Source organism: Streptomyces sp. NPDC006739, from assembly GCF_042869815.1.
Taxonomy (GTDB): Bacteria; Actinomycetota; Actinomycetes; order Streptomycetales; family Streptomycetaceae; genus Streptomyces.
Genome location: NZ_JBIAGM010000006.1, coordinates 298,301 through 310,531, shown reverse-complemented (window position 1 = coordinate 310,531; position 12,231 = coordinate 298,301). Strand labels below are relative to the sequence as shown.

The following is a 12,231-nucleotide window of genomic DNA, read 5'->3' as shown; positions in this document are numbered from 1 at the left end:
TGTGAGTGAGGTCGCCCCGTTGGCTCCCGACCGCAGCCGCCGGCAGATCCCGGTCGTCGTACTCGCCGGATTCCTGGGTTCCGGGAAGACCACGCTCCTCAACCATCTGCTGCACCGCAGCGGCGGGAGCCGGATCGGGGCGATCGTCAACGACTTCGGGGCCATCGAGATCGACGCCATGGCGGTGGCGGGCGCCCTCGGCGACTCGACCGTCTCGCTCGGCAACGGCTGCCTGTGCTGTGCCGTCGACACGAGCGAACTCGACCTCTACCTGGAGCGCCTGGCACGGCCCGAGACCGGCGTCGACGTCATCGTCATCGAGGCCAGCGGACTCGCGGAGCCCCAGGAACTGGTCCGCATGGTGCTGGCCAGTGAGCATCCGGGGATCGTCTACGGCGGCCTCGTCGAGGTCGTCGACGCCGCCGAGTTCGACGACACGCGCGCCCGGCACCCCGAGATCGACCGGCACCTCGGCCTCGCCGACCTGGTCGTGGTCAACAAGCTCGACCGCGCACCGGACGCCGGACGGATCCTCCGCCTCGTCCGCTCGCTGACCGGACCCGCCGCGGTCGTCCCCGCCACCTACGGACGCATCGACCCGGAGTTCCTGTTCGACTGCAGGCCGGCCGAGGAGCGCGTCGGGCAGCTGTCCTTCGACGACCTGCACGACCACCGGGACGGGCACAGCGGCCACACCGGCCACCTGCACGTCGGTTACGACAGCCTGTCCTTCGTCTCCGGCTCGCCCCTGGAGCCGCGACGGCTGATGGGCTTCCTCGACAGCAGGCCCGAGGGGCTGTACCGGATCAAGGGACATGTGGACTTCGGCCCGTACGACACGGGCAACCGGTACGCCGTGCACGCCGTCGGCCGGTTCCTGCGCTTCTACCCCGAGCCCTGGACGCACGGCGGGGAACGCCTCACCCAGCTCGTCCTGATCGGCTCCGGGATCGACACCGCCGCCCTCGGCCAGCAGCTGGAGGCGTGCAGGAACGACGACGCCCCACACGCCGACGAACACGGCATGTGGGGCGTCCTGCGCTACGTCCGGGATCCCGGGGAGGAACCGGGGGGCCAGTTGCCGGACCAGCTCGAGAGCCGGCCCGAAGACCAGCCCTGCGGCGGCTGGAACGAGGTCTAGAACTCCGCCGCGGCCACCACGGACACCGTCTTCGGCAGTGACGTGCCCGAGCCGTCCCGGCGCGGGTCCAGCTCGGGAAGCTCCGCCGGCGTGCCGTTCTTCTGCGCCGCGTGCGCCGGGGACCGCCCGGCCCAGGCCAGCGACAGGCAGTCCTCGCCCTTGAGGAACCGCTGGCAGCGCACGCCACCGGTGGCCCGGCCCTTGCGCGGGTACTGGTCGAACGGGGTCAGCTTGGCCGTGGTCTGCACGGAGTCGTCGAGCGTGCCGCGCGAGCCCGCCACCGTGAAGACCACCGCGTCCGCGGCCGGGTCGACGGCGGTGAAGGAGATGACCTTCGCGCCCTCGGTGAGCTTGATGCCCGCCATGCCGCCGGCCGCGCGGCCCTGCGGACGGACCTGCGAGGCCTGGTAGCGCAGCAGCTGTGCGTCGTCCGTGATGAACACCAGGTCCTCCTCGCCGGTGCGCAGTTCCACCGCGCCGACGATCCGGTCCCCCTCCTTGAGCGTGATGACCTCCAACTCGTCCTTGTTGGACGGGTAGTCGGGCACCACGCGCTTGACCACACCCTGCTCGGTGCCGAGCGCCAGACCCGGTGAGGTCTCGTCCAGTGTCATCAGGCAGACCACCGTCTCGTCGTCCTCCAGGGAGACGAACTCCGCCAGCGGCGCGCCTCCGGAGAGGTTCGGCGCCGACGCCGTGTCGGGCAGCTGCGGAAGGTCCACCACGTTGATCCGCAGCAGGCGGCCCGCCGAGGTGACCGCGCCGATCTCCCCGCGCGCGGTCGCCGGCACGGCGGACACGATCACGTCGTGCTTGGTGCGCCGGGCGTCGGCGGCCTCCGTGAACGGCTCGGCGTTCGCCGTGCGGGCCAGCAGCCCGGTCGAGGAGAGCAGCACCCGGCACGGGTCGTCGGCGACCTGGAGCGGCACGGTCGCCACCTGCGTGCCCGCCGACTCCAGCAGGACCGTACGCCGCTCGGTGCCGAACTTCTTGGCCACCGCCGCCAGTTCGGCCGAGACCAGCTTGCGCAGCTCGGCGTCCGACTCCAGGATCCGGGTCAGCTCCTCGATCTCCGCGGTCAGCCGCTCCTTCTCCGCCTCCAGCTCGATGCGGTCGTACCTGGTCAGCCGGCGCAGCGGCGTGTCGAGGATGTACTGCGTCTGGATCTCGCTCAGCCCGAAGCGCTCCATCAGGCGCTCCTTGGCCTGCGCGGAGTTGTCGCTGGAGCGGATCAGACTGATGACCTCGTCGATGTCGACCAGCGCCGTGAGCAGGCCCTCGACCAGGTGCAGGCGGTCCCGGCGCTTGGTGCGGCGGAACTCGCTGCGCCGCCGGACGACCTCGAAGCGGTGGTCGAGATAGACCTCCAGCAGCTCCTTCAGGCCCAGCGTGAGCGGCTGGCCGTCCACCAGGGCCACGTTGTTGATGCCGAAGGACTCCTCCATCGGGGTCAGCTTGTACAGCTGCTCCAGGACGGCCTCCGGCACGAAACCGTTCTTGATCTCGATGACCAGACGCAGCCCGTGCTCGCGGTCGGTCAGGTCCTTGACGTCCGCGATGCCCTGGATCTTCTTCGAGCCGACCAGATCCTTGATCTTCGCGATCACCTTCTCCGGGCCGACGGTGAACGGCAGTTCGGTGATGACCAGGCCCTTGCGGCGGGCCGTGACCGTCTCCACCGCCACCGTGGCGCGGATCTTGAACGTGCCGCGGCCCGTCTCGTACGCGTCCCGGATGCCGTCAAGGCCGACGATCCGGCCGCCGGTGGGCAGGTCGGGGCCCGGGACGTGCCGCATCAGGGCGTCCAGGTCCGCGCTCGGGTAGCGGATCAGGTGCCGGGCGGCCGCGACGACCTCGCCCAGGTTGTGCGGCGGCATGTTCGTCGCCATGCCGACCGCGATGCCCGAGGAGCCGTTGACCAGCAGGTTCGGGAAGGCGGCGGGCAGGGCCACCGGCTCCTGCTCCTGGCCGTCGTAGTTCGGCGTGAAATCGACCGTGTCCTCGTCGATCGACTCGGTCATCAGGCTCGTCGCCGCGGCCTGGCGGCACTCGGTGTACCGCATGGCGGCCGGCGGGTCGTCGTTGCCCAGGGAGCCGAAGTTGCCGTGGCCGTCGACCAGCGGGACGCGCATGGAGAAGGGCTGGGCCATGCGCACCAGGGCGTCGTAGATCGACGCGTCGCCGTGCGGGTGCAGCTTGCCCATCACCTCGCCGACGACGCGCGCGCACTTCACGTAGGCGCGGTCGGGGCGCAGGCCCATCTCGTTCATCTGGTAGACGATGCGGCGGTGCACCGGCTTGAGGCCGTCACGGGCGTCCGGCAGGGCGCGCGAGTAGATGACCGAGTACGCGTACTCAAGGTAGGAGCCACGCATCTCGTCCACGACGTCGATGTCGAGGATCTTCTCCTCGTACGAGTCGTCGGGCGGCGGGGTCTTCGTGCTGCGGCGGGCCATCGCTGCCGGCTCCTTGCTGAAGCGATTGACGGATCTGACGCGGACCATTGTGGACCGCGGCACTGACAACCCGGGCCGCGACCCGGTGTTCCGCGGCCCGGCCGGCCTCGGGAGGTCCTGCGGGGGCCGCCCCGCGGCACGGCCCCCGCAGGCTACGCGATCCGCTGTGGGCGTACGCGCCGCGGGAACTTCGCCGGGCGTCCGCACGCTTGCATACAGTGGCAGGACCGGCAGGAAAACCGCGGTTTCGACGACCGCCTCCGCGAGCGAAGGGACGTACATGGCCATGGGTCACACGACCACAGCCGAGGCAGGCTCCGGGGGCCTGACAGCGACCGAGCACCGCCTGGCCAACGGTCTGCGCGTGGTGCTCTCCGAGGACCACCTCACCCCCGTGGCGGCGGTCTGCCTCTGGTACGACGTCGGCTCCCGCCACGAAGTCAAGGGGCGTACCGGTCTGGCTCACCTTTTCGAGCACTTGATGTTCCAGGGTTCGGGCCAGGTCAAGGGCAACGGCCACTTCGAGCTGGTGCAGGGCGCCGGCGGCTCGCTCAACGGCACCACCAGCTTCGAGCGCACCAACTACTTCGAGACCATGCCCACCCACCAGCTGGAGCTGGCGCTCTGGCTCGAGGCCGACCGCATGGGCTCGCTGCTCACCGCGCTCGACGACGAGTCCATGGAGAACCAGCGCGACGTCGTCAAGAACGAGCGCCGCCAGCGCTACGACAACGTCCCCTACGGCACCGCGTTCGAGAAGCTGACCGCCCTCGCCTACCCCGAGGGACACCCCTACCACCACACGCCCATCGGCTCGATGGCGGACCTGGACGCGGCCACCCTGGAGGACGCGCGCCAGTTCTTCCGTACCTACTACGCGCCCAACAACGCGGTGCTGTCGGTGGTCGGCGACATCGACCCCGAGCAGACCCTCGCCTGGGTCGAGAAGTACTTCGGGTCCATCCCCGCCCACGACGGCAAGCCGGCGCCGCGCGACGGCTCGCTGCCGGAGATCATCGGCGAGCAACTGCGTGAGGTCGTCGTCGAGGAGGTCCCGGCGCGTGCCCTGATGGCCGCCTACCGGCTCCCGCACGACGGCACGCGCGCGGCGGACGCGGCCGACCTGGCGCTCACCGTCCTCGGCGGCGGCGAGTCCTCCCGCCTCTACAACCGCCTGGTCCGGCGCGACCGTACGGCGGTGGCGGCCGGGTTCGGCCTGCTGCGCCTCGCCGGAGCGCCCTCGCTGGGCTGGCTGGACGTGAAGACCTCCGGGGACGTCGAGGTGCCGGTCATCGAGGCGGCCATCGACGAGGAGCTGGCCCGGTTCGCCGAGGAGGGCCCGACCCCCGGCGAGATGGAGCGCGCCCAGGCCCAGTTGGAGCGCGAGTGGCTGGACCGGCTCGGCACGGTCGCCGGCCGCGCCGACGAACTGTGCCGGTTCGCCGTCCTGTTCGGCGACCCGCAGCTGGCCCTGACCGCCGTCAAGCGCGTCCTGGAGGTGACTCCCGAGGAGGTCCAGGAGGTCGCCAAGGCCCGGCTGCGCCCGGACAACCGCGCGGTGCTCGTCTACGAGCCGCTGTCCGCCGAGTCCGCGGAGCACACGGAGGACGAGGACTTCCCCGAGGACCCCGAGGCCGAAGCCACCGTCGAAGCCGGCGACCACAACGAGGAGGCGGCCAAGTGAGCCAGCTCGCCGCTATGGAGTTCCACCCGCAGCCCCAGCCGGGCCAGGCCCGGCCGTGGGCGTTCCCGGCCCCCGACCGCGGGACGCTCGACAACGGCCTGACCGTGCTGCGCTGCCACCGCCCCGGTCAGCAGGTCGTCGCCGTCGAGGTGCTGCTGGACGCGCCCCTGGAGGCCGAACCGGCCGGCCTGGACGGCGTTGCCACGATCATGGCGCGGGCCTTCTCCGAGGGCACCGACCAGCACTCCGCCGAGGAGTTCGCCGCCGAGCTGGAGCGGGCCGGCGCCACCCTCGACGCGCACGCCGACCACCCGGGCGTGCGCCTCAGCCTGGAGGTCCCGGCCTCGCGCCTGGCCAAGGGCCTCGGTCTGCTGTCGGACGCCCTCCGGGCGCCCGCGTTCGCCGACAGCGAGGTCGAGCGGCTGGTCCGCAACCGCCTCGACGAGATCCCGCACGAGCTGGCCAACCCCTCCCGCCGGGCCGCCAAGGAACTCTCCAAGCAGCTGTTCCCGTCGGCCTCGCGCATGTCGCGCCCGCGCCAGGGCACCGAGGACACGGTCGCCAAGATCGACGCGGCGGCCGTACGCGGCTTCTACGACCGGCACGTGCGGCCCGCCACGGCGACCGCGGTCGTGGTCGGCGACCTCACCGGGATCGACCTCGACGAGCTGCTCGCGGGCACCCTGGGCGCCTGGACCGGCTCCCAGGCCCAGTCCCGGCCGGTGCCACCGGTGACCGCCGACGACACCGGCCGGGTCGTCATCGTCGACCGCCCCGGCGCCGTCCAGACGCAGTTGCTGATCGGCCGCGTCGGCGCCGACCGGCACGACCGCGTCTGGCCCGCGCAGGTGCTCGGCACGTACTGCCTCGGCGGGACCCTCACCTCCCGGCTGGACCGCGTCCTGCGCGAGGAGAAGGGATACACCTACGGGGTGCGCGCCTTCGGGCAGGTCCTCAGGTCCGCCCCCGACGGCAGCGGCGCCTCCATGCTGGCCATCAGCGGCTCCGTGGACACCCCCAACACCGGTCCCGCCCTGGACGACCTGTGGAAGGTGCTGCGCAAGCTCGCCGAGGAGGGCCTGACGGACGCCGAGCGCGACGTGGCCGTACAGAACCTCGTCGGGGTCGCACCGCTGAAGTACGAGACCGCGGCGGCCGTCGCGAGCACGCTGGCCGACCAGGTCGAGCAGCACCTGCCCGACGACTTCCAGGCCACGCTGTACCAACAGCTCGCCGCCACCGGCACGGTGGAGGCCACGGCGGCCGTGGTGAACGCCTTCCCGGTGGACCGTCTGGTCACCGTCCTGGTCGGCGACGCGGCCCAGATCAGGGAGCCCGTCGAGGCCCTCGGCATCGGCGAAGTCAGCGTCGTGGCAGCCGAATAGCGCCACGCGCGCGTGGGCCCTGGTGACCAGGAGGACACCAGGGCCCACGCATGTCCCCCCTCATATGTCCGAATTGGGGCGGAGGTTGCCTGTCTGACCTGTGGGATGCGCGACAAAACCCCGGATCGGTTTGGGGAAGGCAAGCGGCCCGCCTTAGCGTCGTCCGGGCTGTTCGTCAGGCAGTGCGCCGCACCCGCGGCACCGGACAGCCATCGCCGAGTCCCCGTACGGCGCGAGCCAGGGGAGCCGGGGACCCACGCAGTCCCTGGGGTGAATCGGACGCCCGCGCGCGAGCGAGGGGGCCCGTAGGAGACCTTCCTGCTCCGAACCCGTCAGCTAACCCGGTAGGCGAGAGGGAAGGAAAGGACCAGCCACTTCATGGCGTTCATGTGCGCCTCCGGGAAGCACCGCCGTCCCGGCCGGATCAAGCGCACCACCGCGCAGGCGGCCGGCATCGCGGCCCTCACGACCACCGGCGTCATCGGCACCATCGCCGCCGCGCCGGCGCTGGCCGCCGAGAACTCCGTCGAGCAGACCGGCCTCACCCCCGTCATCACCATCAGCGACTCGGTCCCCGAGCGGATCGACGCCCAGGCCACCGCGCAGAAGGAGGCCGCCGAGCGGAAGGCGGCCGAGCGGGCCGCGGCCAAGGCGGCGGCGGAGAAGGTACTGAAGGAGCGCGAGGCCAAGGCGCGCGCCGCCCGCGAGGCCGAGCGCAAGCGCCTCAACGCCTTCGTCGCGCCGATCACCGACTCCTACGTCTCCACCGGTTACAAGACCGGCGGCTCCCTGTGGTCCTCCGGCGCCCACACCGGCATCGACTTCCACGCGGCGAGCGGCACGCCCGTCCACGCGGTCGGCTCCGGCACCGTCGTCTCGACCGGCTGGGGCGGGGCGTACGGCAACCAGATCGTGATCAAGATGGCCGACGGCATGTACACCCAGTACGGCCACCTGTCCTCCGTCGGCGTCTCGGTGGGCCAGCAGGTGACCCCGGGCCAGCAGATCGGCCTGTCCGGCTCGACCGGCAACACCACCGGTCCGCACCTTCACTTCGAGGCCCGTACCACCGCCGAGTACGGCTCGGACGTCGACCCCGTCGCCTACCTCCGCAAGCACGGCGTGAACGTCTGACGGCCGCCCCCACGGCACCGCGCAGCCCCGGCTCCCCGAGCCGGGGCTTTCGTCGTTTCCGGAGACCCGCTGTCCAAAAAATATCCATGGATTCCGGTCCGCCGTCGGAAATTCCGGCTCATTGCAATAGAGTCGCTGAACACACGTCAATCGTCGACGTTTCACGGGGATTAAGGCGGAGGTCGGTCATGCGTATTCCGGCGCATTCGGTGTGCACGGCGATCCGGGACGACATCGTCGCCGGTGTCTACGAGCGCGGCGGCCGCCTCACCGAGGAAGTCCTGGCCCGTCGCTACGGCGTCTCACGGGTCCCCGTCCGCGAGGCCCTGCGCACCCTGGAGGCCGAGGGCTTCGTGGTGACCCGGCGGCACGCGGGCGCGTGCGTGGCCGAACCGACCGACCAGGAGGCCGCCGACCTGCTGGAGATGCGCGTGCTGCTGGAGCCGCTCGGCGCCTCCCGGGCCGCCCAGCGCCGCACCGAGGCCCATCTCAAGGTGCTGCGCGGCCTGGTCCGGCTGGGCCAGGAGCGGGCCCGCCGGGGCAGCAGCGAGGATCTGCGCTCGCTGGGCGGCTGGTTCCACGAGACGCTCGCCCAGGCCTGCGGCAGCCCGTCCCTGACCTCGATGCTCACCCAGCTGCGGCACAAGATCGCCTGGATGTACGCGGTGGACGCGCCGGTCAGCCCCGTGGAGTCGTGGGCCGAGCACGGCGCGATCGTGGACGCGGTGGCACGCGGCGACGGCGAACGCGCGCGGGCGATCACGGCGCTGCACACCGAGCGCGCGACCTCCGCGCACCGGCTTCGTTTTTCCGGCGGCTCCGACCGCCCGGAACGTGTGAGGACTTCGCAACATCCCGTAAACATGTCGGGCCTGCGGCATTAACACGGGCGCCGTATACAAAGAAGAGTAATTCGGCCCAGGTGTATTTCTGCTGCCCGAATTCCCCTGCGCTCGAGAATTCCCGGTGAAACGGCGGAGCCGCGCCGCCCCGAAAGGGGTGACGCGGCTCCGGTGTTGTGGGCGCCCGCGCTCAGACGGTCTCGGGAAGCTCTTCGAGCCCCTCGGCGACCAGCTTGGCCAGACGGTCCAGGGCGGCGTCCGCGCCCTCGGCGTCGGAGGCGAGGACGATCTCCTCGCCACCCTGGGCGCCGAGGCCCAGGACGGCCAGCATGGAGGCCGCGTTGACGGGGTTGCCCCCGGCCTTGGCGATCGTCACCGGGACGCCTGCGGCCGTGGCGGCTCGGACGAAGATGGAGGCGGGGCGGGCGTGGAGGCCCTCGGCCCAGCCGACGTTGACGCGGCGCTCAGCCATGTGATGCTGCCCTTCAGTTTCTCAGGGTTGTCTAGACCAGTTTCCCATACCGTGAAGCGACCCCGGAGCGGTCCTTCGTCCCGCCCCGGTGTGTCGTCGGACCGCGGCCTCGGTCCGGCTTCCGTCCTCCACAGACTGCCTCGCGCCGTTGTCGGACGCGAGCCGTACTCTGGGGCCCATGCAGACCCCGTCCGACCGGCAGGACCGGCACGAGTACCCCGCCCACTGGGAGGCGGACGTGGTGCTGCGCGACGGTGGCACCGCACGCATCCGGCCCATCACCGTCGATGACGCCGACCGCCTGGTCAGCTTCTACGAGCAGGTCTCGGACGAGTCGAAGTACTACCGCTTCTTCGCGCCCTACCCGCGCCTGTCCGCCAAGGACGTCCACCGCTTCACGCACCACGACTTTGTGGACCGGGTGGGGCTCGCCGCCACGGTCGGCGGCGAGTTCATCGCCACCGTACGCTACGACCGCATCGGCGCCCACGGCCTGCCCGCCTCCGCCCCCGCCGACGAGGCCGAGGTCGCCTTCCTCGTACAGGACGCGCACCAGGGCCGGGGAGTGGCCTCCGCGCTGCTCGAACACATCGCCGCCGTCGCGCGCGAACGGGGCATCCGCCGCTTCGCCGCGGAGGTGCTGCCCGCCAACAGCAAGATGATCAAGGTGTTCACGGACGCCGGCTACACCCAGAAACGCAGCTTCGAGGACGGCGTCGTACGCCTGGAGTTCGACCTGGAGCCCACCGACCGCTCGCTCGCGGTACAGCGCGCGCGGGAACAGCGAGCCGAGGCCCGTTCGGTACGGCGGCTGCTGGTGCCGGGCTCGGTGGCGGTGATCGGCGTCGGCCGCGCCCCCGGCGGGGTGGGCCGCAGCGTCCTGGGCAACATCAGGGACGCGGGCTACACCGGGCGCCTGCACGCCGTGAACACGAGCCTGCCCGAGGACCTCAAGGAGATCGACGGCGTGCCCGCGCACCGCTCGGTGCGCGACATCGAGGGACCCGTGGACCTCGCGGTCGTGGCCGTGCCGGCCGCGCGGGTGCCCGAGGCGGTCACCGAGTGCGGCGAGCACGGCGTACAGGGACTCGTCGTCCTGTCCGCCGGATACGCGGAGAGCGGACCCGAGGGGCGCGAACGACAGCGGGCGCTGGTCCGGCACGCGCGCACGTACGGGATGCGGATCATCGGGCCGAACGCCTTCGGTGTCATCAACACCTCCGAGGAGGTCCGGCTCAACGCCTCGCTGGCGCCCCGGATGCCCCGGCCCGGGCGCATCGGCCTGTTCGCCCAGTCCGGTGCCATCGGCATCGCCCTCCTGTCCCGGCTGCACCGGCGCGGCGGAGGGGTCACCGGGGTCACCGGGGTGTCGACCTTCGTGTCGTCGGGCAACCGGGCGGACGTCTCGGGCAACGACGTCCTGCAGTACTGGTACGACGACCCCGACACCGACGTCGTCCTCATGTACCTGGAGTCGATCGGCAACCCCCGCAAGTTCACCCGGCTCGCGCGGCGGACGGCGGCGGCCAAGCCACTGGTCGTGGTGCAGGGCGCCGGATCGGCTCCGCAGGGACACGCCGTGCGGGCCACCCGGTTGCCGCACGCGACGGTCTCCGCGCTGCTGCGGCAGGCCGGGGTGATCCGGGTGGACACGATCACCGAGCTGGTGGACGCCGGACTGCTGCTCGCCCGGCAGCCGCTGCCCGCCGGGCCCCGGGTGGCGATCCTCGGGAACTCCGAGTCGCTGGGGCTGCTGACGTACGACCAGTGTCTCGCGGAGGGGCTGCGCCCGGCCCGGCCGTCGGACCTGACGACAGGGGCCTCGGCGGAGGACTTCCGGCGGGCGCTGGCCGAGGCGCTGGCGGACGACACGTGCGACGCGGTGGTCGTCACGGCGATACCCGCGATCGGGGAGGGACCGCCCGGGGACGCGGAGCTGGCGGAGGCGCTGCGCTCCGCCGCGGCCGCCGTTCCGGGCAAGCCGGTGCTGGTGGTGCACGTGGAGCTGGGCGGCCTCGCGGAGGCGCTGTCGGCCGCCGCCAGCACCGCACCGCACGGCGCGGGCAGAGCGCCCGGACGACCGCCCCTCGCGGGGGCCGAGGTCCGGCAGCCCGCCCCCACGGCACTCACGGACCAGAACTGCTCCCGTCTCATCCCCGCCTACCCCGCCGCCGAGCGTGCCGTCCGCGCGCTCGGTGAGGCCGTGAGGTACGCGCAGTGGCGGCGGGAGGCCGTCGATCCCGGGAAGGTGCCCGAGTACGAGGACATCGACGAGAAGGGGGCCGCGCGGCTGATCGACGGCCTGCTCGCGCGGGGACAGGGGCTGACCCTCGGCACCGAGGAGACCTGCGAGCTGCTCGGGAAGTACGGCATACCCGTCCGCCGGGCCATCCCCGCGCCCACCCCGGACACCGCCGCCGAAGCCGCCCGCACCCTCGGCTACCCGGTGGCCCTCAAGGCCACCGCCCCGCACCTGCGGCACCGCGCCGACCTGGGCGGCGTCCGCCTCGACCTCGCGGACGAGGAACAACTGCGCCGGGCGTACGCGGAGTTGACCGACCTGTTCGGCAAGCCCGAGCAGCTGCGGCCGGTCGTGCAGTCGATGGCGCCCCGGGGTGTCGACACCGTCGTACGGGCCGTGATCGATCCGGCGGCGGGGGCCGTGCTGTCCTTCGGGCTGGCCGGGGCCGCCTCGCAGCTGCTCGACGACATGGCGCACCGGCTGGTGCCGGTGACCGACCGGGAGGCGACCTCGCTGGTGCGGTCGATCCGCACGGCCCCGCTGCTGTTCGGGTGGCGCGGGTCGACGCCGGTGGACACCCCCGCCCTGGAGGAACTGCTGCTGCGGGTGTCCCGGCTGGTCGACGACCACCCCGAGGTGGTCGCGGTCACCCTGGAGCCGGTCGTGGTGGCCCCGCACGGTGTGAGCGTGCTCGGCGCCACCGTGCGACTGGCGCCGCCGCCCGCCCGCGACGACCTCGGCCCGCGCACCCTGCCGGCGTACTGAGGGGCCGGGGCCCGGTGAACCGCCACCCGTCGTGGCCGCGTTCGAGGCGGGCGCGGACGCCGGCCCCGGCGCCCGTGACTGTCCCGGACCCCCCTTGCCCACGGATTAGG

8 protein-coding genes and 1 riboswitch are annotated in these 12,231 nt (G+C 72.2%); of the genes, 6 read left to right on the top strand and 2 right to left on the bottom strand.

The features are described 5' to 3' along the window. Positions 1 to 19: 19 nt before the first annotated feature. Positions 20 to 1,141 (top strand): CobW family GTP-binding protein, encoded by a 1,122-nt coding sequence (locus tag ACFYMM_RS15680; protein ID WP_388386529.1) that lies wholly within the window; start codon positions 20 to 22, stop codon positions 1,139 to 1,141. Here ACFYMM_RS15680 and ACFYMM_RS15675 read toward each other — a convergent pair. Further along, positions 1,138 to 3,597 carry a DNA topoisomerase (ATP-hydrolyzing) subunit A gene (locus ACFYMM_RS15675; protein ID WP_388386527.1) on the bottom strand — a complete coding sequence of 820 codons (2,460 nt, stop codon included), beginning with the start codon at positions 3,595 to 3,597 and terminating at the stop codon, positions 1,138 to 1,140. The genes ACFYMM_RS15680 and ACFYMM_RS15675 overlap by 4 nt on opposite strands. A gap of 280 nt (positions 3,598 to 3,877) precedes the next feature. Here ACFYMM_RS15675 and ACFYMM_RS15670 point away from each other — a divergent pair, with 280 nt between their 5' ends. The 4 genes from ACFYMM_RS15670 to ACFYMM_RS15655 all read left to right on the top strand — a co-directional run bounded on the left by ACFYMM_RS15670 (position 3,878) and on the right by ACFYMM_RS15655 (position 8,684). Then, the gene (locus ACFYMM_RS15670) at positions 3,878 to 5,281 is read left to right on the top strand and encodes a M16 family metallopeptidase (protein ID WP_388386524.1); all 1,404 of its coding nucleotides are present in this window, start codon (positions 3,878 to 3,880) and stop codon (positions 5,279 to 5,281) included. Then, the gene (locus ACFYMM_RS15665) at positions 5,278 to 6,666 is read left to right on the top strand and encodes a M16 family metallopeptidase (RefSeq protein ID WP_388386522.1); all 1,389 of its coding nucleotides are present in this window, start codon (positions 5,278 to 5,280) and stop codon (positions 6,664 to 6,666) included. Before ACFYMM_RS15670 ends, ACFYMM_RS15665 begins: the two co-directional genes overlap by 4 nt. A gap of 203 nt (positions 6,667 to 6,869) precedes the next feature. Then, a riboswitch (cyclic di-AMP (ydaO/yuaA leader) is annotated at positions 6,870 to 7,032 on the top strand. Positions 7,033 to 7,044: 12 nt separating this feature from the next. Beyond that, complete coding sequence (locus ACFYMM_RS15660; protein WP_388386520.1) at positions 7,045 to 7,800, top strand: M23 family metallopeptidase; 756 nt, start codon at positions 7,045 to 7,047, stop codon at positions 7,798 to 7,800. A gap of 188 nt (positions 7,801 to 7,988) precedes the next feature. After that, positions 7,989 to 8,684 carry a GntR family transcriptional regulator gene (locus ACFYMM_RS15655; RefSeq protein WP_388386518.1) on the top strand — a complete coding sequence of 232 codons (696 nt, stop codon included), beginning with the start codon at positions 7,989 to 7,991 and terminating at the stop codon, positions 8,682 to 8,684. Positions 8,685 to 8,832: 148 nt separating this feature from the next. On the opposite strand, the gene ACFYMM_RS15650 is transcribed toward ACFYMM_RS15655, so the two are convergent. Next, the gene (locus tag ACFYMM_RS15650) at positions 8,833 to 9,114 is read right to left on the bottom strand and encodes an HPr family phosphocarrier protein (RefSeq protein WP_030563197.1); all 282 of its coding nucleotides are present in this window, start codon (positions 9,112 to 9,114) and stop codon (positions 8,833 to 8,835) included. A gap of 178 nt (positions 9,115 to 9,292) precedes the next feature. Here ACFYMM_RS15650 and ACFYMM_RS15645 point away from each other — a divergent pair, with 178 nt between their 5' ends. Continuing rightward, the gene (locus ACFYMM_RS15645) at positions 9,293 to 12,121 is read left to right on the top strand and encodes a GNAT family N-acetyltransferase (protein ID WP_388386516.1); all 2,829 of its coding nucleotides are present in this window, start codon (positions 9,293 to 9,295) and stop codon (positions 12,119 to 12,121) included. Positions 12,122 to 12,231 lie beyond the last annotated feature (110 nt).